Raw genomic sequence first — 25468 nt, 5'->3', positions numbered from 1 at the left:
TCGTGCTCGCTCACGCCTTCACGCCAACCGATCGGGTGGCGTCGTCCGAGTCCAGCCGCTCCAGTCGTACCAGGACCGCCTTCGATGTGGGTGTGTTGCTGATGTCGGCGACGCTGTCGAGGGGGACGAGGACGTTGGTCTCCGGGTAGTAGGAGGCGGCGGAGCCGGGGGTGGTCGGGTAGGCGACCACGCGGAAGCCCTCCGCGCGGCGTTCGCGGCCGTCGTGCCACAGGCTCAGCAGGTCGACCAGATCGGGGTCGGCGACGCCGAGCCGGTCCAGGTCGGCGGGGTTGACGAGGACCACCCGGCGCGCGTTGTGAATGCCCCGGTAGCGGTCGTTCACGGCGTACGGGACGGTGCTCCACTGGTCGTGCGAGCGCAGCGTCTGGAACAGCAGATGACCTTCGGGGCCCTCGGCCTCGTGAAGTCGTTGCAGGTGAAGACGGCTTTTCCGCTGGAGGTGCGGAAGATGCCCTCGTTGACGGGGTTGGAGAGGCGGAAGCCGCCGGGGCGGGCGACGCACGCGTTGAAGTCCTCGAAGCCGGGGACGGCACGGGAGATGCGGTCGCGGATCGTGCCGTAGTCGGCCTCGAAGTCCTCCCAGGGGATGTCGGGTGCCGTGCCGAGGACGCGGCGGGCGAGGCGGGCGATGATGGCGACCTCGCTGAGCAGGTGGGGGGAGGCCGGGGCGAGCCACCCGCGGGAGGCGTGCACCTCGCTCATGGAGTCCTCCACGGTGAAGAACTGGAGGCCGTCGGCCTGGATGTCGCGGTCGCTGCGCCCGTTTTGGTCTCCTCCAGCGCGGTCAGCATGCGCGGATGGTTGGTGCCGGGGTTCTGGCCAACGACGAAGACCAAGTCGGAGTGGTGGATATCGTCCAGGGAGACGCTGCCCTTGCCGATGCCCAGGGTCTCCGTGAGTGCGGAGTCGCTGGATTCGTGGCACATGTTCGAACAGTCGGGGAGGTTGTTCGTTCAAAGGCGCGAGCGAACAATTGGAGCAGGAACGCCGCCTCGTTGTTCAGTCGACCGGGGGTGTAGAAGAGCGCTTCGCCCGGGGAGGCCAGTTGGTGCAGTTCGGCGGCGAGCACGTCGAGGGCGTCGTCCCAGCCGATCGGTTCGTAGTGCGTTCCGCCTGGTCGTTTGATCATTGGTTCGGTAAGCCGACCCTGCTGGTTGAGCCAGTAGTCGGACTTCGTGTCCAGTTCGGCGATCGAGTGCTCACGGAAGAAGTCGGCGGTGATCCGCCGGGAGGTCGATTCGTCGGCGATGTGCTTGGCGCCGCTCTCGCAGTACTCGTTCAGGTGCCGCTTGCCCGGCGCGGCTTCGGGCCAGGCGCAGCCGGGCAGTCGAATCCCTTGGTCTGGGTGATGTTCAGCAGGGTGAGAGCGGTCCGTCGCAGCGAGGTCTGCTCCAGTGAGTACTCCAGCGCGTGGGCGACCGCCAGCACTCCTGTCGCCCATTGCTTGGGCGGGGTGACCGACAGTTCGTCGTCCGGGTCCTCGATGCCGCTCATCGCATTCCTCTTCCTGCCACCGCCGGAATGTCCCGACGAGCAAGCCTCCATTGCTGTTCGAGGACGCGTCAAAGAGGTGCCTTCTATGGCGTGACAAGCGGCGCCGATCTTGCCCATCGCGCACCTTCCGCCTGCGCTGAATCCTGGTCGGGCGTGAGTTGTTGGGAAGTCCCTCGGATCGGTTTGACGGACATTTTGAATTGCGCCGGAGGAACAGGCTTCAGGCGCTCACGATACCGACGACCAGATTGATGGCGGTGGCCAGGATGCTGGTGCCGAAGACGTACGACAGCAAGGTGTGGCGCAGCACGATCGCGCGGATGCGGGAGCTGGAGACATCGGTGTCGGAGACCTGGTAGGTCATGCCGAGGTTGTAGCTGAAGTAGAAGAAGTCGCGGTAGGCGGGGGGTTCGTCGGAGTTGAAGTCGATGCCGCCGCCGTTCTCGTAGTACAGGCTCGCGTAACGGGTGGCGTACATCAGATGCAGGGCTCCCCAGGCCAGGAAGGCGCCGAAAAGGGCCGCGGCGGCGGCGAGCGTGCCATTGCCGGTTTTGGAGTCGCCGCGTACCAGGAGCAGCACGATGGCGATCAGCCCGCACAGCGCCAGTCCGCCGACGAGGATTTCCTCCACTAGGGGTCGGAAGTCCTCACGGCGGGCGTTGCGATGGGTGGCCTCGGCGTCCATCGGCCACAGCACCGCCCAGCCCGACACGACGAAGAACAACTCCACGGCGGCGATGCCCGCCATCACGCCCAGCGCCGGGTCCGTGGCCACTCCGGTCGCGATCCCGGCGGCGGTGCCGAGCACGATCGCGGCGGAGAGCCGCGGGACGGCGTCCAGGGGCAGCGCAACTCTCATGGGCCAGGACAGTAGTCGCCTCCCCGGGGTGGTTCGATCATCACCGCGCTGTTCGCTGTTCGTTTGATCACTGGTCGGAGTGCTGTTCGTTCGAGTCACGGCCGGAGTGTCCCTGGTGCTGCCGACTGGGTGTTCTCCGGGAGGCTCAGGACACGGTTCCGCTCCGGATCGGACTGGGGTGGACGGGGTCGTCTGTCGCCGGGAGGGACGAGGCGGTGGTGATGTGCCCGGGCCGCAAGGACCGGTTCCGGTCGGGCGGCGCCTCCTGGAGTGCTGCGCCCCACAGGCGCTGTGCCTTGTCCAGAACGGCGAAGTCCAAGACAGTGAAGTCCAGGACGGCGAAGGTGATGTCCGCGTGGTCCTCGTACCCGGCGAAGGTGATGTCCGCGTGGTCCGCGTACCAACGGAGAGCGCCCCGGTACGTCAAAGCGGGCGGTGTGCGGGGTGGCGGGGCGAGGGTCAGGGCCCGGCGAGACCGACGCGGGCCGTGGTGATGCGCATGACCGTGCCTCGGAGGAAGACCTCGCCCATGTCACCCGGTTCACCGATCTCCCTGACTCACTGAGCCGTCCCCTCCCCCGACCGACCCACCCCCTCCGCCGCAGCCTTCAGATCCCCCAGCCACGCCTCCAGCCCCATCCCGAGATACGCCGTCGAGAGCGGTACATCCGCCTCGACCTGAGCCCCGGTCCAGGTCTCCTCGGTGTGCGCCAGCACCCCATCCTTCACTTTCGTGAAGGTCCACAGATGGACGCCCCGGTCGATGGTCAGCCCCTCGCCGATCGCTGGCCCGGTCCACAGGAGGCACTTCTTCTCCTTGAGTTGCTGCACGGTCGACGTGATGCCGAGAGTGGTCGCGGGCGTGGTGGGGGTGGCCGGGACCGGGGTCGTCCAGTGGAATCGCGCACCCTTGCGCAGTTTCCCGGAGTCCAGGCGCTCGGCGGAGTGGACGGGCGGCTGCCAGGTCGGCCAGTTCTCGATGTCGGTCTGGAGCTTCCAGATGGTGCTGAGCGGCGCGTCTATGACGATGCCGGTCTCGTAGCGGATCTTGGCGGCCGGGTCGACACCCTGCCCCCGACAGAAGGCGGACGGGGTGCCGTGGCGGTCGGGTGAGGACTCGGTCCGCGGCTCCGCCTGAGCGGGTACGGCGACAGCCGTGAGGGCAGCGGTGAGGGCGAGGGTGACAGCGAGGGTGGTGGTGGCGCGAACGCTGGGCATGGGTGTGGGCATGGATCGTTCCCCTGAGCGAAGGCGGGTGAGTGGGTGCATGTACGCGGTTGCAATCGTCGACCAGTTTCCCTTCGCCGTAGGGCGCGGCCGAGGCGCAGTCAGTGACGGAGCAGCGGGAGTTAGATACGCTGCCGTTCGTTAGAAGTTATAAACAAGCGGGAGAGTGAGAGTCAAGCACTCCAGTGATACCCTCTAAATATCTTCTGCTCCCGACCTGCGCTCGCCAACTCCCCGACTCCCAGCCGCTGACCGCTCCTCACCTGCCACTCGCCACGACCATGCACGCCCCAGAAGCAACCCGAAGCAGCCCGAAGCAATGGCGCCCCCGCAGAAAGTTGACCGTATGGCCGACACCGTCCCGACCCCACGCGAGCGTTACCGCGCCCAGGTACGGTCGGAGATCAAGTCCCACGCGTGGGAGCAGATCGCCTCGGCCGGTGCCTCCGCACTCTCCCTCAACGCCATCGCCAAGCAGATGGGCCTCAGCGGCCCCGCCCTCTACCGATACTTCGCCAACCGGGACGAACTGATCACCGCGCTGATCCGGGACGCGTACCGGAGCCTCGCGGACACTGTCCAAGAGGCCGCCGGGTCCGGCGCCGACCTGACCGCGCTGGCGCACACCGTGCGCGCCTGGGCGCTGGCCGATCCGCAGCGCTACTTCCTTATCTACGGCACTCCCGTGCCCGGCTATCACGCGCCCGACGACATCACCGCGATCTCCGGCGAGATCATGGCCGTCCTGCTGGACGCCGCCACCACAGCGCTCGCCCCGCTGACATCGACATCGACACCGGCGCCGAGACCGACGGAGGACGAATCACCGTTCGCGGCGCACCTGGCCGGCCATCGGCAGTGGGCGGACGACCATCCCGCGCCGCCCGCGGCCCTGCACAGGGCGCTGACCGTCTGGACCAGGCTGCACGGCGTGCTGTCCCTGGAACTGTCCGGCCACTTCAGCGGGATGGGATTCGACCCGGCACTGCTGTTCGAGGCGGAAACGCAGAGCCTCCGTACGCCTTGAACTCATCCCGAGCCCCCCTACTCACCGAAGCCCAGCCCAATCCAGCTCAGCTCAGCCCAGCCCAATCCAGCAGCCCATTCCAGCCTTTTCCAAACCTCAGCCCCATCACCCACCACAACCCCCATCACTCACCCCACCCCCCTCCCCACCCGCAGCGCGTCCAACACCACCCGCACCCCCGCCCTCGGCGGAACCCCCCGGCGGATCGCCGCCGTGATCGTGCGCGGTACGGGCGTCGCCAGGTCGCGTGTGGTCACGCGGTGACGGCCGTCCACGGCGAGGCTCGGCAGCAGCATGATGGACAGTCCGGCCTCGACATGCTGGAGCCCCAGCATGTAGTTGCTGAAACGGCACACCACCCGGGGCTCGAAACGGGCCTGGCGGCACAGGCGCAACGCCAGGTTGGCCATGTAGGACTGGGGCATGTCGAACGCCCAGGGCTCGTCGGCGTAGGCGGCGAGGTCCACCGGGCCGCGGCCCGCCGTGGGGTGCTCGGGCGGCAGGACCAGGACGATCCGGTCGGTGGCGAGCGGCACGAGGTCCAGGTCCGGGCCGAGCGGGAGATCGTCGACATCGGTCGTGGTGATGATGACGTCCGCGTCGCCGACGCGCAGGGCGGGCACGCTCTCGTGGGGTTCCAGTTGCAGGAGTTCGACGTCCAGGTGGGGGTGGGCGCGCGCGAGCCGGGTCACCGCGGGGACCGCCACCGTATGGATCGCGCTCTGGAAGGCGCCGAGCCGGACCAGCCCGGCGGGCTCCGCGCCGAAACCGCGCAGTTCGGTCTCGACGCTGTCCATGTGGTCGAGGATGGCCCGCGCCCGCCGGGCGAGGATCAGTCCGGCGGAGGTCAGCCGGACCCGGCGGCCGGTGCGTTCGAGGAGCTGGGTGCGGGTCTCGCTCTCCAGGACGGCGAGTTGCTGGGAGACGCTCGACGGGCTGAGCCGGGCGGCCTGCGCGACCGCGCGGACGGTGCCCAGCGTGTCGAGCTGGACCAGCAGCCGCAGCCTCCAGGGGTTCATCATCCCGCCCATTGTTGTGCGGTTCTTCCGAACAGGACAGCCGGAATCGTGTGATGGACGTGTCATTCGGCCGGTCCTACGGTCGCCACATGACGACCACGCCCACCACGCCCGTCTCCCCCGCGCCCGCCCCTGCCCCCGCCCCCACCTCCGCCCCTGAGGTGTGGGCCGACGCCGATCGGCATCTCGTGCGCTACGGCGGCGGGATGTTCACCCCGGAGATCATCGAGCGCGCGGCGGGAAGTTTCGTCTTCACGGCGGACGGCCGGAAGATCCTCGACTTCACGTCCGGCCAGATGAGTGCGATTCTCGGCCACTCGCACCCGGAGATCGTGGCGACGGTCCAGCGGCAGGTGGCCACCCTCGACCATCTCTACAGCGGCATGCTCAGCCGCCCGGTGGTCGAACTGGCCCGGCGGCTCGCCGCCACCCTGCCCGCGCCGCTGGAGAAGGCCCTGTTGCTGACCACCGGTGCCGAGTCCAACGAGGCCGCGCTGCGGATGGCCAAACTGGTCACCGGCAAGCACGAGATCCTATCGTTCGCCCGCTCCTGGCACGGTATGACCCATGCCGCCGCCTCGGCGACCTACAGCGCGGGCCGCAAGGGGTACGGTCCTGTCGCGCCCGGCAACTTCGCGATCCCCGTCCCCGACTCGTACCGCCCCGGCGTCACCGCCGCCGACGGCTCGCTGGACTGGCGCCGGGAGCTGGACCTCGCCTTCGACCTGATCGACGCCCAGTCGACCGGCAGCCTCGCCGCGTGCCTCGTGGAGCCGATCCTGTCCTCGGGCGGCATCGTCGAACCGCCGCCCGGCTACTTCGCGGCCCTGCGCGACAAGTGCCGGGAGCGGGGCATGCTGCTGATCCTGGACGAGGCCCAGACGGGACTGTGCCGGACCGGCACCTGGTACGCCTTCGAACGCGACGGCATCGTCCCCGACATCCTCACCCTCTCCAAGACCCTGGGCGCCGGACTCCCCCTCGCGGCCGTGCTCACCAGCACCGAGATAGAGCAGGAGGCGTACGACCGCGGGTTCCTGTTCTTCACCACGCATGTCTCCGACCCGCTGGTGGCCGCCGTCGGCAACACGGTCCTCGATGTGCTGACCCGCGACCGGCTCGACGAACGCGCCCGTTCCCTCGGTACGTTTCTGCGCGACGGGCTGCTGGAGATCGCCACCCGGCATCCGGTCGTCGGTGACATCCGCGGCCGGGGTCTGCTGGCCGGTGTGGAGTTGGTGGTGGACGACGGCGAGACCGAGCACACCTCCGACGAACTGGGCGCCCGGGTCACCCGGCGCTGCCTGGAACTCGGCCTGCACATGAACATCGTCCAGCTCCGCGGCCTCGGCGGCGTGTTCCGCATCGCACCGCCCCTGACGGCGACGGAGGAGGAGCTGTCGCTGGGGCTCGCCATTCTGGACCAGGCGATCGGGGACGTGATGGGGGGCATGCGTGAGCGGTGGGGAGCGGGGGCGTGACGGCAGCGAGCGGGGGGTGAGCCCCGCCGGGCCCGGCGGATGGAGAGCGTGAGCCCACCCTCATGAGGCGTATGAGCCCGGTGCGTGACGAGCATGGGCCCGGTGGGCGACGAGCATGGGCCCGGTGGGCGACGAGCGTGAGCCTGATGGGTGACGAGCGTGAGCCCGGCGAGCCCTTGAAGGCCAGGCCCGCACAAGACCCCCGCGAGCCGCCCGCCCGACTCTCCACCCTCCCTTCCCTCCCCGCACGCTCACTCCGCCTCCCTCGCACGCATGCTCTCGGCACCTCACCCACCCGCACGCTCTCGGCACCTCCCTCACCCCAGAAAACTCAGCCGCACCTGCCGCTCGGGGTTGTCCCGGTTGGTGTCCACCAGGCACACCGACTGCCATGTCCCCAGCTCCAGCCGCCCGCCGAGCACCGGCAGCGTCGCGTGCGGCGGCACGAACGCGGGCAGGACGTGATCGCGGCCGTGGCCAGGGCTACCGTGCCGGTGCTGCCAGCGGTCGTCCGCCGGGAGCAGGGTGTGCAGCGCGGCGAGGAGGTCGCTGTCACTGCCCGCTCCCGTCTCGATGACGGCGACACCCGCCGTGGCATGCGGGACGAAGATATTGAGAAGCCCGTCCCGCCCACCGGACACCTCGCGCAGAAAGCCCTCGCAGTCGTGGGTGAGATCGTGGACCGTCTCCCGGGAACCGGTGGAGATACGCAGTACTCGGGTCGTGAACGCATCTGGCATGGGTCCCATCCTGACCCATCGCCCCGCCCCGCGGCGGATGCCATCACCCCGCCCCGTGGCAGATGCCATTCCCTCGCCCCGTGGCAGATGCCATTGCCTCGCCCTGTCGCGGATGCCGTCTTCCGGTGTGCGATATGCGCCGTCCGCTTCGCGAGACGCTTGTTGACCGTGAGCACGTCATCTGGCTAGCTTCGATGGCATGTTGCGTTCAGCCCTGCTCACCGCGCGCGGTCATATCGACCTGCTGCGGGTGGCCTCCGCCGCGTGTCGCCGCGGCTGCTGACGCCCTTCTTCCCAGGCTCCACCGTCCACGGCGGATCGTCCGGCCTCATTGTCTACGCCGGTATCCGCAATGTGGACAGCCAGCTCATCGAGGCCGGTGAGTCGCTGGGGCTGTCCCGGTCGGGGCTGATCCGGCATGTGGTCCTGCCGGGGGCGCTGCCCGGCGCGCTCACCGGGCTGCGCTACTCCCTCGGCATCGCCTGGCTCGCGCTGGTCTTCGCCGAGCAGGTCAACGCGGACTCCGGGATCGGCTTGGCTTCCTGATGGTGCAGGCCCGTGACTTCCTACGCACCGATGTGATCGTGGTCTGCCTGATCGTCTACGCCTTTCTCGGCCTGTTCGCCGATTTCGTCGTCCGCTCCCTCGAGAGGCTGCTGCTGCAATGGCGACCGGCCTTCACCGGCCGGTGAGCGCCCCGGCCGCAGTGCACGTGGCCGGGCTCACCCGCTCCTTCGACGGCCGTGCCGTCATCGATCGTCTGGAACTCGACATCGCGCCGGGCGAGTTCGTCGCCCTGCTCGGACGCAGCGGCTGCGGAAAGTCGACGCTGCTGCGGATCCTCGCGGGGCTGGACCGGGACATCCAGGGCACTGTGCTGGTACCGCGTCGCAAGGCCGTCGCATTCCGGGCTCCGCGGCTGATGCCGTGGAAGCGGGTGTGGCGCAATGTCGTCCTCGGGCTGCCGGGGCGTCCGGAACGGGCCGTCGCCGTGCGCGCGCTCACCGAAGTCGGCCTCGACCACCGTACGGACGCCTGGCCCAAGACCCTCTCCGGGGGTGAGGCCCAGCGGGCGTCGCTGGCTCGGGCGCTGGTGCGGGAGCCCGATCTGCTGTTGCTGGACGAGCCGTTCGGCGCGCTGGACGCACTCACCCGGATCAAAGCGCAGCGGCTGGTGGGCGAGTTGTGGCAGCGGCGCGGCTGCGCGGTGCTGCTGGTCACGCATGACGTGGAGGAGGCGGTGCTGCTCGCGGATCGTGTCCTGGTGATGGACGAGGGGGTCATCGCCCAAGAGCAGACCGTCGCTCTCGACCGGCCCCGGGACATCACCGATCCCCGTTTCGCCGAGATCCGCACCGTGCTGCTGCGGCAACTGGGCGTGGACGACGACACACCGGCGACGGGCTGAACCGCCCTCCCCCTCTTCACCACGTGGATCCCGATCCCATTCCCGATCCCGGCCTCGATCCCGGTCTCGGTCTCGATCCCGGTCTCAGCCCGGGTCTCCACTTCCAGGTGCACCCCGACCTCCACCTCCACCGCCGCTCGAACGGACCCCCCTATGCCGCGCCACCGGCTCCCCGCTGCCCGCACCCTCCCCTGCCCCTCCCCCTCGCCCTGTTGGCCTCCGCCTGCGGCGGGAACTCGGCCACCGTCACCTCCGGAGGTGACGGCACCGACGGCGAGGGCTCTCTCACTCTCAACGTCACAGACCAGAAGGGAAGTTCCGAAGCGATGCTGCGAGCCGCCGGTGAACTGGACGCTCTCGACTACCGGATCAAGTGGTCCACCTTCACCTCCGGCCCACCCCTGCTGGAGGCGGTGAACGCCGAGGCCGTCGATATCGGCGGGGTCGGCAACACCCCTCCGGTGTTCGCGGCCGGCGCCGGTTCGAAGATCACAGTGGTGGCGGTCTGGCACGGGGCGTCACGGGGCGAGGCCGTCCTCGTCCCCAACGACTCCTCGCTGACATCGGCCGCACAGCCCAAGGGGCGGTCGGTGGCGGTGGCGCAGGGATCCTCCGCGCACTACCGGTTGATCGCGTCCCGGGAGAAGGCCGGGCTCACCCTCGCCGACGTCGAGGTGAAGTACCTTCAGCCGGCCGACGCACTGGCCGCGTCCCCGGTGCCGGTAACGGTCGACCAACCGCTGATCGACTCCGAGCAGCGGATCGCGGACGCCTTCACCGAACCGGCGCTGATCCCGGAGAGGGTCGACTTCGCCCGGTACGTCGATGACCGCTTCAACGGCGATCTACCGCCGTCCACCACCGCGCCCCGCGGCCCCCGGGAGTCCTGGCCCAGCCGTACGTCCTCGCGGCCTCCCTGCCTGCACAGCGTGCGGGGACGGCCGCACGCCGGTGGACCGGCACGCGTACGCCTCCGACGATCCCGGTGCGGGTCACCTGGCCGCCGGGGCAGCGAGGCACTGGGCCGCCAAGGGAGCGTGCCCCCGACATCGAGTACCCCGCCCAGATCGCCAAGGCGGCCGAGCAACTCGGATTCGGCGCGGTGCTGACCCCGAGCGCGACCAGCGAGGAGGGCTTGTACCGCACCGGGCGGGAAGAGCCGGAGCCTTCCCACCGTTGGTAGAAGCGTGAACAACACACACGGGGTCGGCGCACATGGGCGCGAAGCACATGGAGTCGACATACACGGCGTCGACAAGGCCGACGATGTCGACGTGGTCGTCGTGGGCGCCGGGCAGGCGGGGCTGTCCAGCGCCTACCACCTGCGCCGGTCCGGGTTCGAGCCCGACCGCGACTTCGTGGTCCTCGACCGCTCCCCCGGTCCGGGCGGCGCCTGGCAGTTCCGGTGGCCCTCACTGACGTACGGCAAGGTGCACGGGATGCACGCGCTGCCGGGCATGGAACTGACGGACGCGGATCCCGCGCGGCCGTCCTCGCAGGTCATCGGCGCGTACTTCGAAGAGTACGAGCGGACGTTCGGGCTGCGGGTGCGGCGGCCGGTGGAGGTGTCGGCGGTCCGGGAGGGCGAGGGCGGGCGGCTGCGGGTGGAGACCTCGGACGGGGTGTGGTCCGCGCGGGCGCTGATCAACGCGACCGGCACCTGGAACCGGCCGTTCTGGCCGCGCTATCCCGGCCAGGAGACCTTCCGGGGGCGTCAAGTGCACACCGCGCAGTACTCGGGGCGGCCCGAGGAGTTCAGCGGGCTGAGGGTGGTCGTGGTGGGCGGGGGTGCCTCCGGTACGCAGCATCTGCTGGAGATCGCGCCGTACGCGGCGGCCACGACCTGGGTGACCCGCCGGCCGCCGGTCTTCCGCGAGGGCCCGTTCGACGAGGACGCCGGGCGGGCGGCCGTCGCACTCGTGGAGGAACGGGTACGGCAGGGGCTGCCGCCGCGCAGTGTGGTGTCCGTCACCGGGTTGCCGCTGAACGACGCCGTCCGCCAGGGCATCGCGGACGGGGTGCTGGACCGGCAGCCCATGTTCGAGCGGATCACCCCGGACGGGGTGGAGTGGGCGGACGGGCGGCGGGTGGCCGCCGATGTCATCCTCTGGGCCACCGGGTTCCGGCCGGCGATCGACCATCTGGCGCCGCTGCGGCTGCGCACGCCCGGCGGCGGGATCCAGGTCGACGGCACCCGCGCGGTCGCCGATCCGCGGATCCATCTGGTCGGCTACGGCCCGTCGGCCAGCACCATCGGCGCCAACCGGGCGGGCCGCGCGGCGGTACGGGACATCAGACGGCTGCTGGCCGGGGAACTCCCCGCCGCCGCGTAATCCGGACCCCTTTCCCCGGGTCGGGGTCGGATGCCGGTCGGCGTCTGGCATCGGCGTCGAAGTCGGCGCTTGAAACGGGCCCGGTCGGCGGTGCGCCAGGGTCCAGGACGAAGTATCGGATCCCAGGGTCCAGGGTGGCGTACCGGATCTGAGGATCCAGAGTGGCGTACCGGATCTCAGGGTCCGGCGCGGCGTGTCAGGTCCTGGCCCCCGGCTCCGGGCTCGCGCTCTGCCGGGCCTTGTTCAGCTTGTTGAACTCCGCCACATTGCGCTGATGCTCGGCGTAGTCGGCGGTGAAGCGGGTGTCGCCGGGTTTGACGGTGACGAAGTAGAGCCAGTCGCCCGGCGGCGGGCCGATCGCCGCCCGTACCGCCTCCTCGCCCGGGTTGTCGATCGGTGTGGGGGGCAGCCCCATGCGCTGGTACGAGTTGTAGGGGCTGTCGATCCGGGTGTCGTCCAGTGTGGTGTTCAGGGTGCTGCGGTCGAGGGCGTAGTTGATGGTGGAGTCCATCTGGAGCGGCATCCCGCGCTCCAGGCGGTTGAAGACGACCCGCGCGACCTTGCCCATGTCGGTCGGGGTGGCGGCCTCGGCCTGGACGATGCTGGCGATGGTGACGGCCTGGTAGACGTTCATGGCGTTGCGCTGGGCGCCTGCCGCGATGGGGGCGCCGTTGAACTTCTTGTTGGCCGTGTCGACCATCTGCGCGAGCAGCGCCTCCGGGGTGGAGGTGTCGGTGAGCGGATAGGTCGCCGGGAAGAGATACCCCTCCGGGTTGCCGTCGGCGTCGTTCGGCAGTTTCAGACCAGCCTTGGCGAGGGACTTCTTGGTGGTTCCGGCGGGCACCGCGAGGGCCTTGTCGACGGCCGAGTAGATCTGGCTCGCCCGGTAGCCCTCCGGAATGACCAGACTGGTGGGCTTGGCGGGCGCGTCCTCGCCCGTGGTCAGCAGCGGCACCGCCACGGCGGTGCCGGCCACGACGGCCCCGGTCGCGACCAGGGCGATCCGGCCTCTGCGCGTCAGTCGAATCGTGCTCCGTGGCGGAGTGTTCATCTGCATGCGGGCACGGTAACCCGCATATCGTCACAATTCCGGCATATCTTCATCTTGTCGCTCACGGCTCACACGCGGGGAGGGGGATGGAGAGGGCGAAGGGGGCGGTGGAGCCCATCGATATATCGGGATCGGCGCTTCTCGTGGTGCCGGCGGTCGGCCCGGCGACCTCAGGTGTCAGCCCGTCGGCTCCAGTTGGGCGTCTCTGCGGACCAGGTCCGCGTAGCGGCCGTCCAGGGCGAGCAGTTCGTCGTGCGTCCCCCGCTCCACCGCGCGGCCGGCCTCCAGGACCACGATCTGGTTGGCACTGCGGATGGTGGACAGCCGGTGGGCGATGGTGAGGGTGGTACGGCCCGCCGACAGAGCGTCGATGGCCTCCTGCACGGCGTACTCGGTACGGGTGTCCAGCGCGCTGGTGGCCTCGTCCAGCAGCAGCACCGGCGGGTCGCGCAGAATCGTGCGGGCTATGGCCAGCCGCTGCTTCTCACCGCCGGAGAAGCGATGGCCGCGCTCCCCCACCACCGTGTCGTAGCCGTCGGGCAGCGCCGCGATGTGGTCGTGGATCTGGGCCGCGCGGGCGGCGGCGTGCAGTTCCTCGTCGGTCGCGTCCGGCTTGGCGAAGCGCAGATTGTCGGCGACGGAGGCGTGGAAGAGGTAGGTCTCCTGGGAGACGACGCCGACCCCGCGCGCGAGGGAGTCGAAATCGAGGTCGCGGACGTCGGTGCCGTCCAGGGTGACCCGGCCGCCGGTGACGTCGTACAGCCGGGGCACCAGATGGCCCAGGGTGGACTTGCCCGCGCCGGTCGTGCCGACCACGGCCAGGCTGCTGCCCGCGGGGACGGTGAGGTCGATGCCGTCGAGGACGGGGCCGGAGGTGTCGTCGTAGCGGAACTCGACGTTCTCGAAGCGGACCTCGCCCTTGATGTGGTCGAGGTGGACCGGGCGTTCGCGCTCGGTGATGTCGATGGGCAGGTCCAGGTACTCGAAGATGCGCTGGAAGAGCGCCAGGGACGCCTGGATCTGCACTCCGGTGCCGAGCAGGCTCACCGCCGGGCGGAACAGACCCTGCTGGAGGGAGACGAAGGCGACGATCGTGCCGATGGAGACATCCGGGCCCCCGGTATGCAGGGCCAGGCCCGCCGTCCAGTAGATGACGGCCGGCATGGCGGCCATGACGATCGTGATGACGGCCATCCGCCAGCGGCCCGCCATGCTGGAGCGGACTTCGAGGTCGACCAGGCGCTCGGACTCGCCCGCGAAGGACTGGGTGAGCGAGTCGGAGCGGCCCATGGTGCGGCCGAGGAGGATGCCGCTGACCGAGAGCGACTCGGTGACCGTGGCGGCCATCGCGGCGAGCTGCTTCTGCCGCTGATTGGTGATCTTCCGGCGTTCGTCACCGACCCGGCGGCTGATCCACACGAAGACCGGGAGCAGCACCAGGGAGACGATCGTCAGCCGCCAGTCGAGGGCGACCATGGCGACGACGGTGGCGATCACGCTGGTGGCGTTGGAGACCAGCGAGGTGGCGGTGGAGGTGACGGTCGCCTGCATGCTGCCGATGTCGTTGGCGATGCGGGACTGGACCTCACCGGTGCGGGTGCGGGTGAAGAAGGCCAGCGACATGCGCTGGAGACGGCCGTAGACCGCCGTGCGCAGATCGTGCATCACGCGCTGGCCGACGGTGGTCGAGATCAGGGTTTGCAGGACGCCGAAGACGCTGGTCAGTACGGCACTGAGGATCATGCCGAGGGCGAGCAGCGTGAGCAGGCCGGTGCGGCCATGGGGGATCGCGGTGTCGAGGATCGCCTTCAGCAGGAAGGGCGTGGCGACGGAGACCAGGGCGGCGGCGCCGACCAGCAGGCCGACGACCGCGAGTCGGCCTCGGTAGGGACGGAAGAGGGCGAGGATGCGGCGGACCTGGCGGGGCTGCGGTTCCGCGCCGTCGTCGGCGCCGGTGGCGCCGAGGGGGCGGGGGTCTTCGCCGTCCGCGCGGGGGGACCGGATCGCTGCGGGGCCTCGGCCGGAACCGCGTCCGGAACCCTGGCCGGGTTCGCGTCCGGAACCGCGACCGGATCCACTGCGGGGTCCGCGCTCGGGTGCGTGATCGGGGTGCATGGGCTCCTTCGGAGGGGAGTCGGCGATATCAGCGATGTCAGCGGTATCACCGGTGTCTGGCGGAGCATAGCTCATTGTTACCTATATTCACAATGAACAAGGTCCTGATATTGTTCCCGTATGACCTCCCCCGATCCCGACGGCCTGGTGGCCGAGCAGTTGCTCCGGTTCACCCGCCGGGTGCACCGCATCCAGAAACGCCACCTGGAGCAGAGCGCGCTGGGCATCACCCCCGCCCAGTCCCGGCTGCTGCGCACCCTCGCGCACTTCTCCGCGCCCCCGCGCATGGCCGACCTCGCGACCCGCCTGGAGGTGGTGCCGCGGGCCGTGACGAGCCTGGTCGACGGGCTGGAGGCGAGCGGCAAGGTACGGCGGGTCCCCGACCCCGACAATCGCCGGGTGATCCGGATCGAGCTGACCGACGACGGCCGCAAGACCCTGCGCGCCCTGCGGGACGCCCGTCGCGCGGCGGCCCGGGAAATACTGGCGCCGCTGACCACCGAGCAGCGAGCGGATTTCGGGGCTCTGCTGGACAGACTGATCGACGGCGCGCCCCGGCCGGAGTGCTGAGCCCCGGGAAGTCGGAGTGGTCACGCGGGGGGGGGAGTTGTCTGTGGGGGTGGGGACGGGTGGCTGTGGGGGGTGGATGGGCGTTTCGGCGGCGGCCGGGGGACGGAGGCCGCAGCAAGGTCGGCGGTCGGAGTCGATGAGCCATCCCCCGTCGGACCGCGGGTCGGAGCCGTCCTCAGGGGTGGAGGACCGTCCGGGCGGGCGCGGCGCGGCCCCCGGCGAAACGCGTCCGCTCTTCGCGACGCCCGCCGGTAAAACCGTTTGCCTTCGGCCACGCGGCGGAGCGAACCTTGCACGGTTTGCTGTCGGCGGCGCGAGACGACCGACCGCGACTGACTGCCACCGCCCGCCTTCTCCCCCTCTCCGCCTCCCCCCTTCTTTCCGCCCCCTTCCGCTCCCCTTCCCCCCTTTCCGCCCCCGCCCCTGCCCCTGCCCCTGCCCCTGCCCCTGATACGAGTCACTGGGACACCATGCAGATCCAAGACCTTCCCTACATCGACCCAGGTGTGCCGGACGCGCGCTCGGGGCCACACTTTCTGAGGTGGCTGTTCCGGAACCAGTTGGGCGGTCAGCTCAAGGCTCTGGCCTGGGGAGTGCTGCACTTCGTGTCGGTCTCCGCGATGCCGTTCTGCGTCGGGCTCGCGATCGAGGCCGTCGTGGACCGGTCCGGTGCCCGGCTCGCCCTCGCGGGCGGCCTGCTGGCGCTGGCCGCCGCCGGTATCGCCATCGGCGACACCTTCCTGCACCGCACCGCCGTCACCAACTGGATCACGGCCGCCGCCCGGGTGCAGCAATTGCTGGCCCGCAAGACCTCACAGCTCGGCTCGGCGCTCACCCGGCGGGTCGCCGCGGGCGAGGTCGTCGCGGTGTCGACCGGTGACGTGGAGAAGATCGGCTGGTTCGTGGAGGCCGTCTCCCGGTTCACCGCCGCGCTGCTGACCGTCGTCATCGTCGCTGTCGGCCTGGTCGTCTACCAGCCCGCGCTGGGCGTCGTCGTCGCCGTCGGACTGCCGGTGCTGGCGCTCTCCGTGCTGCCGCTGCTGCCCCGCGCCACCCGCCGTGCCGACGTCCAGCGCGAGAAGGCGGGCCACGCCACCGAGCTGGCCTCGGACACGGTCGCCGGGCTGCGGGTGCTGCGCGGCATCGGCGGCGAGGAACTCTTCCTCGACCGCTACCGCAGCGCCTCCCAGGAGGTCCGCCACGCGGCCGTGCGCAGCGCCCGCATGTGGTCCCTGATCGCCGCGATCCAGATCCTGCTGCCCGGCCTGCTGCTGATCGGGGTGGTCTGGTACGGCATCGGACTGGCCCGCGAGGGCACCATCACGGTCGGCGAACTCGTCACCGTCTACAGCGCGGTGATGATCCTCAGCTACCCGTTGCGGCACTTCGAGGAGATCGCCATGGCGTACTCCTTCTCCCGTCCGTCCGCGCGGCGGGCCGCCCGGGTGCTGGCCCTGGAGCGGGCCACCGACACCCGGGGCACGCGCGAGGCCGGGATACCGAACGGCGATCTGCACGACCCGGAGACCGGGCTGCGCGCACCGGCCGGTGAGCTGACCGCGGTGGTGTGCGGCGGCCCGGACGCGGCCGGACGGCTGGCCGAGCGGCTCGGCGGGCACCCCTCGGAGCAGGGCACGTCCGTTCTGCTGGACGGCATACCGCTGGACGAGCTGCCGCTGTCCGCGGCACGCACCGCCGTGCTGGTCCAGGACAAGGACCCGGTGCTGCTCTCGGGCACCCTGCGCGAACTGCTCGACGTACCGTCGTCCGGGAAGGTCGCGCCGGAGGCGGCCCTGTCCGCGGCGCAGTGCGACGACGTGCTCGCGGCGCTGCTCCAGGGCTCGCTGGACGTGAAGGATCCGCTGGACGCGCATCTGACGGAACGCGGCCGGTCCCTCTCGGGGGGCCAGCGGCAGCGGCTGGCGCTCGCCCGCTCGCTGATCACCGACCCCGAGGTGCTGGTCCTGGACGAGCCGACCTCGGCCGTCGACTCGCACACCGAGGCCCGGATCGCCAGGGGCGTACGGGAGCTGCGCAAGGGGCGCACGACGGTGGTGTTCACCTCCTCACCGCTGCTGCTCGACCGGGCGGACCGGGTGGTGCTGGTGCACGAGGGCACCGTCGCCGCGGTCGGACCGCACCGCGAACTCCTCCGTCGCGAGCCCCGGTACCGGGCGGTCGTGACCCGCGAGACGGACGAGGAGGCGGCTGCGGCGACGGCCTCGGGAACGGTCCAGGGGACGGCACCGGCGTCGACCTCGGGGACGCCCTCGGCGACGGCATCCGGCACAGCCCTGCTGGGGACGACCGATGAGTTTCCGGGGACCCGAGTGGCCTCCGAGGCCCCAGTGACCCCCAGAGTCCGTGAGACCCCCGAGGTCCATGAGACGTCCGACACCCACAAGAACTCCGAGGCCAGAGCGATCTCCGAGGCCCGAGTGGCGGCGGAGACCCCAGAGATCGAAAAGACCCAAGACATCATCGAGGAGAGCGCATGATCGGCGTGGCGCCACCGGCGTACGACCCGGCGGCCCCGACGACCGCGAGCACCCTGCCCGTCGGAGCCCCGACCACCGTGCGCGCGTACGTGAGGGAGCTGTTCCGCCGCCACCGGCGGGCCTTCCTGGTCCTGATGGGCGTGAACACGGCCGCCGTGATCGCCTCGATGGTCGGCCCGTATCTGCTGGGCGGTCTGGTGGAGCGGGTCACCGACAACGCCCGTGACCTGCATCTTCAACTCACGGTCGGATTCTTCCTCACCGCGCTGGTCGTCCAGGCCGTCTTCGTGCGGGAGGTGCGGCTGCGCGGCGCGATGCTCGGCGAACGGATGCTGGCCGACCTGCGCGAGGACTTCCTGGTGCGGTCGGTCGGGCTGCCCCCGGGCGTGCTGGAACGGGCCGGTACCGGCGATCTGCTCTCCCGGATCACCACCGACATCGACCGGCTCGCCAACGCCATGCGCGAGGCCGTGCCGCAACTCGCCATCGGCGTGGTGTGGGCCGCGCTGCTGCTCGGCGGTCTGGTCATCACCGCGCCCCCGCTGGCCGCCGCCGTACTGCTGGCGCTGCCGCTGCTGATCGTGGGCTGCCGCTGGTACTTCCGGCGTGCGCCGTCGGCGTACCGCTCGGAGGCGGCCGGGTACGCGGCGGTCGCCGCGGCGCTGGCCGAGAGCGTCGACGCGGGCCGCACCGTCGAGGCCCACCGCCTGGGCGACCGGCGCACCGCGCTGTCGGACCGCCGGATCAAGGAGTGGACCGCCTGGGAGCGGTACACCCTGTGGCTGCGGTCGGTGCTGTTCCCGGTCATCAACATCACCCATGTGACCGTCCTCGGGTCGGTGCTGATGATCGGCGGGGTCTTCGTCCTCCAGGGCTGGATGGATGTCGGCCAGCTCACCACAGGTGCGCTCATCGCGCAGATGCTGGTGGACCCGGTGGGCCTCATCCTGCGCTGGTACGACGAGCTCCAGGTGGCGCAGGTGTCACTGGCCCGCCTGGTCGGTGTCCGGGACATCGAGCCCGGCGCCGGTGACGCCACGCTGGCCCCGGACGGCCGCCATGTGCAGGCCGACGAGGTGCACTTCGGCTACGTCGAGGGCGTGGACGTCCTGCGCAAGGTCTCCCTGGAGGTGGCCCCGGGCACCCGGCTGGCGCTGGTCGGGCCGTCCGGCGCGGGCAAGTCCACACTCGGACGGCTCCTGGCGGGCATCTACGGTCCCCGCACCGGCCGGGTCACCCTGGGCGGTGCCGAACTCTCCGGCATGACCGCCGAACGGGTCCGCTCCCATGTCGCCCTGGTGAACCAGGAACACCATGTCTTCGTGGGCTCCCTGCGCGACAATCTGCGGCTCGCCCGCGCCGAGGCCGTGGACGCGGAGCTGTGGGCCGCGCTCGGGGCGGTCGACGCGGACGACTGGGCCCGCGCCCTCGACAAGGGCCTGGACACCGAGGTCGGTTCCGGCAGCCTGGCCCTCACCCCGGCCCAGGCCCAGCAGATCGCCCTGGCCCGTCTGGTGCTGGCCGACCCGCACACCCTGGTGCTGGACGAGGCGACGTCCCTGCTGGACCCTCGCGCCGCCCGGCATCTGGAACGGTCCCTGGCCCGCGTCCTCGACGGCCGCACGGTCGTCGCCATCGCCCACCGCCTGCACACCGCCCACGACGCCGACGTCATCGCCGTCGTCGAGAACGGCCGCATCAGCGAACTCGGCAGCCACGAGGAACTGGTCGCGGCGGACGGGGCGTACGCGGCGCTGTGGAAGTCATGGCACGGGTGACCCGACGTCCCCCTCCGGCCCCCGCTCCCCCACCCTGTCCATCCTGTCCACCCGCACCACCAGCCCCGTCTCGCCGCTCCCTGCCCCCCCTTCCCCCGCACACGCTCCGTCACCCTCCGCCCCGTGGCGTTGCGCGGTCCCGAAGGGGGGTGGAAGGCTGGATAGCGGCAACGGCATCGGCTTGCCCACCAGGCCCGCCCGCCCCGGGATCCATCCGGTTCGGCGGGGCCGTCTCCAGCACCTGGAGGTACCTGTGAACAGCGCCGAGGGATGGGGAGACGACGTCTACCAGCCCGACGGATCCGAGGTCCAGGACGACGCGGGGCTGCTCGATCCCGAGGACACCCTTGTCGACGACGGCGTCGACGACCCCCTCGATCGGGGCTGGTCCCCGCCGGAGCGCCCCTGGGCGGTGGAGCGCGACGACGTCACCGCCGCCGAACGGCAGGAGGGCGAGACCCTGGACCAGCGCCTCGCCGAGGAACTGCCCGACCTCGCCGCACCCGACGGCGACGGACTGGGCGACATCCAGGGCACCGACGGCGAACTCTGGGACAACGAGGTCGGCGCCGACCGCTCCGGCCGGCTCGTCGCCCCCGACGAGGGCACCCACGAGGACGAGGAGAGCGCCCTGGTCGCCACGGACGTCGGTATCGACGGCGCGGCGGCCTCGGCGGAGGAGGCGGCGATGCACATCGTGGACGAGGACTTTTTGGGCTGACCCGGCCTCGGGGGGGGGCTTCCCCCCTCCCCCTCCCACCCCACCCCCCGCACCCACTACCCCCCACCCCTCCCGCCCCTCCCCCGCCCCGCTGTCAGCCGCCGCCGTCCCCACGCCCGCCCGGCCACCCCGCCGCCGCTGTGACAGGAGCCGTCATGCAGCAGGACAAGCACCCCGACTACCACCTCGTCGTCTTCCGCGACCGCGCCGCCGGATACGCGTTCCTCACCCGGTCGACCGCGACCAGCGAGACCACCATCGAGTGGGACGACGGCGAGACCTACCCCGTCGTGGACGTCGAGATCTCCTCCGAGAGCCACCCCTTCTATACCGGCAAGGCCCGGACCGTGGACTCCGAGGGCCGTGTCGCCCGCTTCGAGAAGCGCTACGGCACCGAACGCGGCTCCGCCTCCGGCTCGGCCTCCTGAGGTCCGGCGCGCCCGCCTGCCCCCGCCCCTGACCACGGCGCCCCGCGCCTCCCCACCACGACCGGAGCCACCGCGATGGTGCCCGGCACCGCAGATACGCGGCACTGTCCGGTACGCGGGATGGGCAGCGCTCGGCACTGTACGGGTACTCGGCACCAACAGCGCTCGGCACTGTCCTGGTCCTCAGGGCTCACAGCGCCAGGCACTGCCCATAACCCCGGACCGCCGGCACTCAGCACCCTCCGGCACGCAGGACCGACAGCACTCGGCACTGTCCGATAACACCGATACTCCAGCCCCGCAGGACCAGGCGCCGGCGGCCCTCGCCTCAGATGACGTTGAGTGCCGCCGCCCCGCCCACTCCGCCGAGGAGTATGAACGCCGGCATGAGCACCTTCAGCTCCACCCAGCTTCCCGCCCGGAAGCGCAGCGCCTTCGGCGGGCCGAGCGGGTACCAGCGCTTGCGGCCGATGGGGATCGGCCACAGGATCGGGCAGCCGGACACGGTCAGGGCGTCCCCGACGCAGTGCACCAGGGCGCCGAGGACGATCGGCAGCCCGAGCCACAGGTACTCCTGCCCGGGGTCGGAGAACAGCCAGTCCGCCCCGTTGCCCGGCTTGTCGAGGACTCCGGCGAGGATCCAGGCACTGGTGGCGGCGAGCAGCCACACCAGGACATCGCTGCTCGGGCGGGCCGCCCGCCACAGCAGGCCCTCGATGGCGAGCACCATGTGCACGAAGAGGATGGCCAGCACGGCCCAGCGTCCGCCCGTGATGGCGAGCGCCGAGGCTCCGCCGCCGATCAGTACCGCCCATACCCAGGTGTGGGTGAGCGTGCGGTGGCCGCCGGTGCGGCGCGGGTCGCCCTGCTTTCTGGTGGCCTTGTAGACGGCGAAGGACAGTTTGTCGACGATCTCGCAGAGGGCACGGGAGACGGGTCCGAAGGCACGCGAGATGGTGGCGGCCTTGTGGTCGAGGTCGGGGGCGAGGGCGGCCCCGGCGCAGATCAGGGTGCCGACGAGGAGGACCGGCCAGGGCATGGTGTGGCCGGCCGCGGCGGAGGCGGCTCCGACGCCGAGCCAGGCGGCGGCTCCCGACAGTGAGTGTGCTGGTCCCATCATCGCCGCTGCCCGCCCCATTCCTCGTGTGCCGCTGTCCAGTTGGCCGTGTGCGCTGATGCCACGTCGGCGACACAGCGTAGCGTTCGCGATCTTCCGGTCCGCAGCCGATTCCCCGGTCGGGGCCCGGGGCAGGCAAGATGGGGTCGTGACGCTCATCGATCAGTTGCCGCCGACCGCCGACCCCGACGCCCTGTACGACGCTTTCGAGTCGTGGGCCCAGGAGCGCGGTCTCACGCTCTATCCACATCAGGAGGAGGCGCTGATCGAGGCGGTGTCGGGTGCGAATGTGATCGTGTCCACGCCGACCGGTTCGGGGAAGAGCATGATCGCGGCGGGTGCGCATTTCGCCGCGCTGGCGCGGGACGAGGTCACCTTCTACACGGCTCCGATCAAGGCGCTGGTCTCGGAGAAGTTCTTCGAGCTGTGCAAACTGTTCGGTACCGAGAATGTCGGCATGCTCACCGGTGACGCCTCGGTGAACGCCGACGCGCCGGTGATCTGCTGCACCGCGGAGGTGCTGGCGTCGATCGCGCTGCGTGACGGCAGGAACGCGGATGTCGGTCAGGTGGTGATGGACGAGTTCCATTTCTATGCCGAGCCGGACCGGGGCTGGGCCTGGCAGATTCCGTTGCTGGAGCTGCCGCAGGCGCAGTTCGTGCTGATGTCGGCGACGCTGGGCGATGTCTCGATGTTCGAGAAGGACCTCGCCCGGCGGACCGGGCGTCCCACGTCGGTGGTGCGTTCGGCGACCCGTCCGGTGCCGTTGTCCTACACCTACCGGCGCACGCCGCTCACCGAGACGCTGACGGAGTTGCTGGAGACGAAGCAGGCTCCCGTCTACATCGTGCATTTCACGCAGGCGCAGGCGGTGGAGCGGGCGCAGGCGCTGATGAGCATCAATATGTGCTCGCGTGAGGAGAAGGAGCAGATCGCCGAGCTGATCGGCAATTTCCGTTTCACCACCAAGTTCGGCCGCAATCTGTCCCGTTATGTCCGTCATGGGATCGGGGTGCACCACGCGGGCATGCTGCCCAAGTACCGGCGTCTGGTGGAGAAGCTGGCGCAGGCCGGTCTGCTGAAGGTCATCTGCGGCACGGATACCCTCGGAGTGGGGGTCAATGTCCCCATTCGTACCGTGCTGTTCACGGCACTGACCAAGTACGACGGCAGCCGGGTCCGGACGCTGCGCGCCCGGGAGTTCCATCAGATCGCCGGGCGGGCGGGCCGCGCGGGCTTCGACACGGCCGGGTACGTGGTCGCGCAGGCGCCGGAGCATGTGATCGAGAACGACAAGGCGCTCTCCAAGGCCGGCGACGATCCGAAGAAGCGCCGCAAGGTGGTCCGCAAGAAGGCGCCCGAGGGGTTCGTCGCCTGGAGCGAGGACACCTTCGAGAAGCTGATCGGCTCCGAGCCGGAGCCTCTGACGTCACGGTTCCGGGTCACGCACACCATGCTGCTGTCCGTGATCGCCCGGCCCGGCAACGCCTTCGAGGCGATGCGCCATCTGCTGGAGGACAATCACGAGTCGCGCAAGCAGCAGGTGCGGCACATCCGGCGGGCCATCGCCATCTACCGCTCGCTGCTGGACGGCGGGATCGTCGAGAAGCTGGACCAGCCGGACGCGGAGGGCCGGATCGTCCGGCTCACCGTCGACCTCCAGCAGGACTTCGCGCTCAACCAGCCGCTGTCCACCTTCGCGCTGGCCGCCTTCGAACTCCTCGACCCCGAGTCGCCGTCGTACGCGCTCGACATGGTGTCCGTCGTGGAGTCCACGCTGGACGATCCGCGCCAGATCCTCGCCGCCCAGCAGAACAAGGCGCGCGGTGAGGCGGTCGCCGCGATGAAGGCGGACGGCGTCGAGTACGAGGAGCGCATGGAGCGGCTCCAGGACGTCACCTACCCCAAGCCGCTGGAGGAGCTGCTCTTCCACGCGTACGACACATACCGGCGCAGCCACCCCTGGGTCGGGGATCATCCGCTGTCGCCGAAGTCGGTGGTGCGGGACATGTACGAGCGGGCGCTGTCCTTCACGGAGCTGGTCTCCCTGTACGAGCTGGCCCGCACCGAGGGCATCGTGCTGCGCTATCTGGCCGGCGCCTACAAGGCTCTCGACCACAACATCCCCGACGATCTGAAGTCGGAGGATCTCCAGGACCTCATCGAGTGGCTCGGCGAGACCGTCCGCCAGGTCGACTCCAGTCTGCTGGACGAGTGGGAGCAGCTCGCCAACCCGGCGGAGATGACCGCCGAGGAGGCCCAGGAGAAGGCCGACGAGGTCAAGCCGGTCACCACCAACGCGCGCGCCTTCCGGGTGCTGGTCCGCAACGCCCTGTTCCGCCGGGTCGAACTCGCCGCCCTCGACCAGGTCGGCGAACTCGGCGAGTTGGACGCCGAGGACGGCTGGGACGCGGACGCCTGGGGCGAGGCGATGGACAAGTACTGGGACGAGTACGACGACCTGGGTACGGGTCCCGACGCGCGCGGGCCGAAGCTGCTGGTCATCCGGGAGGAGCCGGAGAACGCCCTGTGGCGGGTCCGGCAGATCTTCGACGACCCGCGCGGCGACCACGACTGGGGCATCAGCGCCGAGGTCGACCTCACCGCCTCCGACGCCGAGGGCCGGGCCGTCGTCAAAGTGACCGACGTCGGGCAGTTGTGAGCCCCGGCGCCCTACCTTCCCACCCCACCGCAGGACATCCTTGAGGACTCCCATGACGAACCCGGCCGAACGGCTTGTGGACCTGCTCGACCTGGAGCGGATCGAGGTCAACATCTTCCGTGGCCGCAGCCCGCAGGAGTCACTCCAGCGGGTCTTCGGCGGGCAGGTGGCCGGCCAGGCGCTGGTCGCGGCGGGCCGCACCACCGAGGGCGACCGCCCGGTGCATTCGCTGCACGCGTACTTCCTTCGTCCGGGACGGCCGGGCGTGCCGATCGTGTACCAGGTCGAACGGGTGCGGGACGGACGGTCGTTCACCACCCGCCGGGTCACCGCGGTGCAGCAGGGCCGCACGATCTTCAATCTCACCGCCTCCTTCCACAAGCCTGAACAGGGTCCTTTCGAGCACCAGTTGCCGCCGTCCCGCGAGGTCCCGGACCCGGAGTCGTTGCCGACCGTCGCCGACGAGATACGGGACCATCTGGGCGCGCTTCCGGAGCAGTGGGAGCGCATGGCCCGCCGCCAGCCCTTCGACATCCGCTATGTGGACCGGCTGCGCTGGACACCGGAGGAGGTCAAGGGCGCCGAGCCGCGCAGTGCCGTCTGGATGCGCGCGGTCGGCCCGCTCGGTGACGATCCGCTGGTGCACACCTGCGCTCTGACCTACGCCAGCGACATGACGCTGCTGGACGCGGTGCGCATCCCGGTCGAGCCGCTCTGGGGGCCGCGCGACCTGGACATGGCGTCGCTGGACCACGCGATGTGGTTCCACCGGCCGTTCCGCGCCGACGAGTGGTTCCTGTACGACCAGGAGTCGCCGATCGCGACCGGCGGACGGGGTCTGGCGCGCGGCCGGATCTATGACCTGGAGGGCCGTCTGCTGGTGTCCGTCGTGCAGGAAGGGCTGTTCCGGGCGCTGTAG

At 70.4% G+C, this 25468-nt stretch carries 19 protein-coding genes and 4 pseudogenes; 14 read left to right on the top strand and 9 right to left on the bottom strand.

What is annotated here, in order from left to right:
* Positions 1-10: 10 nt before the first annotated feature.
* The 4 genes and pseudogenes from AB0O01_RS29290 to AB0O01_RS29275 form a co-directional block, all read right to left on the bottom strand.
* Positions 11-1515: pseudogene (locus tag AB0O01_RS29290) on the bottom strand (molybdopterin-dependent oxidoreductase).
* Positions 1516-1735: 220 nt separating this feature from the next.
* A complete protein-coding gene (locus tag AB0O01_RS29285; protein WP_365317979.1) occupies positions 1736-2374 on the bottom strand; it encodes a DUF1345 domain-containing protein in 639 nt (212 codons plus the stop codon).
* A gap of 145 nt (positions 2375-2519) precedes the next feature.
* The gene (locus AB0O01_RS29280) at positions 2520-2801 is read right to left on the bottom strand and encodes a hypothetical protein (protein WP_365317977.1); all 282 of its coding nucleotides are present in this window, start codon (positions 2799-2801) and stop codon (positions 2520-2522) included.
* Between the two features lie 131 nt (positions 2802-2932).
* Positions 2933-3592, bottom strand: coding sequence for an SRPBCC family protein (locus AB0O01_RS29275; RefSeq protein ID WP_365317975.1), 660 nt, complete (start codon positions 3590-3592; stop codon positions 2933-2935).
* A 355-nt stretch (positions 3593-3947) separates the two neighbouring features.
* Between AB0O01_RS29275 and AB0O01_RS29270 the strand changes: the two genes are divergently transcribed.
* Positions 3948-4628: a TetR/AcrR family transcriptional regulator gene (locus AB0O01_RS29270; protein WP_365317973.1), complete on the top strand. Its 681-nt coding sequence runs from the start codon at positions 3948-3950 to the stop codon at positions 4626-4628.
* 128 nt (positions 4629-4756) lie between these two features.
* On the opposite strand, the gene AB0O01_RS29265 is transcribed toward AB0O01_RS29270, so the two are convergent.
* Positions 4757-5650: a LysR substrate-binding domain-containing protein gene (locus AB0O01_RS29265; protein ID WP_365317971.1), complete on the bottom strand. Its 894-nt coding sequence runs from the start codon at positions 5648-5650 to the stop codon at positions 4757-4759.
* Between the two features lie 203 nt (positions 5651-5853).
* On the opposite strand from AB0O01_RS29265, the gene AB0O01_RS29260 reads away from it, so the two are divergent.
* The gene (locus tag AB0O01_RS29260) at positions 5854-7128 is read left to right on the top strand and encodes an aspartate aminotransferase family protein (protein ID WP_365318025.1); all 1275 of its coding nucleotides are present in this window, start codon (positions 5854-5856) and stop codon (positions 7126-7128) included.
* A 317-nt stretch (positions 7129-7445) separates the two neighbouring features.
* On the opposite strand, the gene AB0O01_RS29255 is transcribed toward AB0O01_RS29260, so the two are convergent.
* Positions 7446-7868, bottom strand: a complete 423-nt coding sequence (locus tag AB0O01_RS29255) for a secondary thiamine-phosphate synthase enzyme YjbQ (RefSeq protein WP_365317970.1) — start codon at positions 7866-7868, stop codon at positions 7446-7448.
* Positions 7869-8067: 199 nt separating this feature from the next.
* Here AB0O01_RS29255 and AB0O01_RS29250 point away from each other — a divergent pair, with 199 nt between their 5' ends.
* From AB0O01_RS29250 to AB0O01_RS29230, 5 genes and pseudogenes are all read left to right on the top strand, one after another.
* On the top strand, positions 8068-8151 hold the full coding sequence (locus AB0O01_RS29250) for a putative leader peptide (protein WP_365318023.1): 84 nt from the start codon (positions 8068-8070) through the stop codon (positions 8149-8151).
* Between the two features lie 50 nt (positions 8152-8201).
* Positions 8202-8560, top strand: a pseudogene (locus tag AB0O01_RS29245) (ABC transporter permease subunit); the annotation flags it as partial.
* A complete protein-coding gene (locus AB0O01_RS29240) occupies positions 8533-9276 on the top strand; it encodes an ABC transporter ATP-binding protein (protein ID WP_365317968.1) in 744 nt (247 codons plus the stop codon). The pseudogene AB0O01_RS29245 and the gene AB0O01_RS29240, both read left to right, overlap by 28 nt.
* Positions 9277-9467: 191 nt before the next feature.
* Positions 9468-10160, top strand: a pseudogene (locus AB0O01_RS29235) (hypothetical protein); the annotation flags it as partial.
* Positions 10161-10517: 357 nt separating this feature from the next.
* Positions 10518-11609: an NAD(P)-binding domain-containing protein gene (locus AB0O01_RS29230; RefSeq protein ID WP_365318022.1), complete on the top strand. Its 1092-nt coding sequence runs from the start codon at positions 10518-10520 to the stop codon at positions 11607-11609.
* A gap of 196 nt (positions 11610-11805) precedes the next feature.
* On the opposite strand, the gene mltG is transcribed toward AB0O01_RS29230, so the two are convergent.
* Both mltG and AB0O01_RS29220 read right to left on the bottom strand, forming a co-directional pair.
* Positions 11806-12666 carry an endolytic transglycosylase MltG gene (gene mltG / locus AB0O01_RS29225; protein ID WP_365317966.1) on the bottom strand — a complete coding sequence of 287 codons (861 nt, stop codon included), beginning with the start codon at positions 12664-12666 and terminating at the stop codon, positions 11806-11808.
* A gap of 171 nt (positions 12667-12837) precedes the next feature.
* Complete coding sequence (locus AB0O01_RS29220; RefSeq protein ID WP_365317965.1) at positions 12838-14775, bottom strand: ABC transporter ATP-binding protein; 1938 nt, start codon at positions 14773-14775, stop codon at positions 12838-12840.
* A gap of 120 nt (positions 14776-14895) precedes the next feature.
* Here AB0O01_RS29220 and AB0O01_RS29215 point away from each other — a divergent pair, with 120 nt between their 5' ends.
* From AB0O01_RS29215 to AB0O01_RS29195, 5 genes and pseudogenes are all read left to right on the top strand, one after another.
* Positions 14896-15345, top strand: a complete 450-nt coding sequence (locus AB0O01_RS29215; protein ID WP_365317963.1) for a MarR family transcriptional regulator — start codon at positions 14896-14898, stop codon at positions 15343-15345.
* Between the two features lie 470 nt (positions 15346-15815).
* Positions 15816-17555: pseudogene (locus AB0O01_RS29210) on the top strand (ABC transporter ATP-binding protein); the annotation flags it as partial.
* 284 nt (positions 17556-17839) lie between these two features.
* Positions 17840-19621, top strand: coding sequence for an ABC transporter ATP-binding protein (locus AB0O01_RS29205; RefSeq protein WP_365317961.1), 1782 nt, complete (start codon positions 17840-17842; stop codon positions 19619-19621).
* Positions 19622-19874: 253 nt separating this feature from the next.
* Positions 19875-20342, top strand: coding sequence for a DUF5709 domain-containing protein (locus tag AB0O01_RS29200; RefSeq protein WP_365317959.1), 468 nt, complete (start codon positions 19875-19877; stop codon positions 20340-20342).
* A gap of 155 nt (positions 20343-20497) precedes the next feature.
* Positions 20498-20770, top strand: a complete 273-nt coding sequence (locus tag AB0O01_RS29195) for a type B 50S ribosomal protein L31 (RefSeq protein WP_365317957.1) — start codon at positions 20498-20500, stop codon at positions 20768-20770.
* Positions 20771-21098: 328 nt separating this feature from the next.
* Here AB0O01_RS29195 and AB0O01_RS29190 read toward each other — a convergent pair whose 3' ends face one another.
* The gene (locus AB0O01_RS29190; RefSeq protein ID WP_365317955.1) at positions 21099-21890 is read right to left on the bottom strand and encodes a metal-dependent hydrolase; all 792 of its coding nucleotides are present in this window, start codon (positions 21888-21890) and stop codon (positions 21099-21101) included.
* 145 nt (positions 21891-22035) lie between these two features.
* On the opposite strand from AB0O01_RS29190, the gene AB0O01_RS29185 reads away from it, so the two are divergent.
* Together AB0O01_RS29185 and AB0O01_RS29180 are read left to right on the top strand one after the other, a co-directional pair.
* Positions 22036-24549, top strand: coding sequence for a DUF3516 domain-containing protein (locus AB0O01_RS29185; protein WP_365317953.1), 2514 nt, complete (start codon positions 22036-22038; stop codon positions 24547-24549).
* 52 nt (positions 24550-24601) lie between these two features.
* Positions 24602-25468 (top strand): acyl-CoA thioesterase II, encoded by an 867-nt coding sequence (locus AB0O01_RS29180; RefSeq protein WP_365317950.1) that lies wholly within the window; start codon positions 24602-24604, stop codon positions 25466-25468.

Origin of the sequence: Streptomyces sp. NPDC093252 (assembly GCF_040683675.1) — a bacterium.
Lineage (GTDB): Bacteria > Actinomycetota > Actinomycetes > Streptomycetales > Streptomycetaceae > Streptomyces.
This window is presented reverse-complemented; position numbering and strand designations above follow the sequence as displayed.